The organism is Gordonia aichiensis (genome assembly GCF_039946255.1).
GTDB classification, from domain to species: Bacteria; Actinomycetota; Actinomycetes; order Mycobacteriales; family Mycobacteriaceae; genus Gordonia; species Gordonia aichiensis_A.
This window is the reverse complement of sequence record NZ_JBCDWL010000040.1, coordinates 1-1,089: the sequence shown is the minus strand read 5'-3', so window position 1 is coordinate 1,089 and position 1,089 is coordinate 1. Positions and strand designations below refer to the sequence as shown.

Below are 1,089 nucleotides of genomic sequence, written 5' to 3'. Positions count from 1 at the left end.
CACTGTAATGGGTGTGGGAGAGTAGGTCACTGCCGAACACATTTTTGTTGAGCCCCCAACCGGGAACGGTTGGGGGCTCAACCCATTTCCGGGCCCGGGGGTCTCGATACGCGGCCTGCGCTTCGCTTCGGTCGCTACTCGACCACCCTAAAGGGGCCGGCTCTGTCACAGTGCCGTGCGTGACGCGGGGTCTCGATACGCGGCCTCGCTTCGCTCGGTCGCTACTCGACCACCCTAAAGGGGAGCGCTGTCTTCCAGGGTGGTCGAGTAGCCCGTGAACGAAGTGAGCGAGCGTATCGAGACCAGGCGCCGGGGTCTCGATACGCGTCCTGCGCTTCGCTCCGGTCAACTACTCGACCAACCTAAGAACGGGCCGTAAGTATCGCGGGGTCTCGATACGCGGCCTCGCTACGCTCGGTCGCTACTCGACCACCCTAGAGGGGAGCGCTGTCTTCCAGGGTGGTCGAGTAGCCCGCGAACGAAGTGAGCGAGCGTATCGAGACCCCGGGGGCCACATGCAGAAGGCCTGTCAGTACCCGGCACTACGATGTGTGGCATGGCGATCAACAGGCCGGCGGACAAGACCGGAGATGTGGAGAAGGCTCCGCGCGCGCGAATGACGGGGGCGCAGCGGCGGCTGCAACTCATCGAGGTCGCTCGCGGCCTGTTCGCCGAGCGCGGCTTCGAGGGAACCTCCATCGAAGAGATCGCCCAGCGGGCGGGCGTCTCCAAGCCGATCGTCTACGAGCATTTCGGCGGCAAGGAAGGGCTCTACGCGGTCGTCGTCGACCGTGAGATGGAAACCCTGTTGGAGATGGTGACGTCGTCGTTGACGAAGAATCGCTCTCTGTACCGGATCCAGCAGGTCGCACTCGCCCTGCTCACCTACATGGAGGAGCGGACTGACGGGTTCAAGATCCTCGTACGTGGCGAGTCGACGAGCGGGGGTGAGGACACCCGCTAGAGATATTGTCAAGATCTGTGGATGAGGTTGTTTCAGGCAGCCTCCTGCTGGTCGGGTGAGGCGGTGCCGGGTTCGACGAGTTCGCCGTTTTTGAAGGTGGCGCCGGCCCGGACGTGAGCGACGAG

1 pseudogene is annotated in these 1,089 nt (G+C 63.6%); it reads left to right on the top strand.

Annotation, left to right across the window (positions count from 1 at the left end):
* Nucleotides 1-556: 556 nt before the first annotated feature.
* A pseudogene (locus AAFO60_RS20785) lies at nt 557-958 on the top strand (TetR/AcrR family transcriptional regulator); the annotation flags it as partial.
* Between the last annotated feature and the right edge of the window lie 131 nt (nt 959-1,089).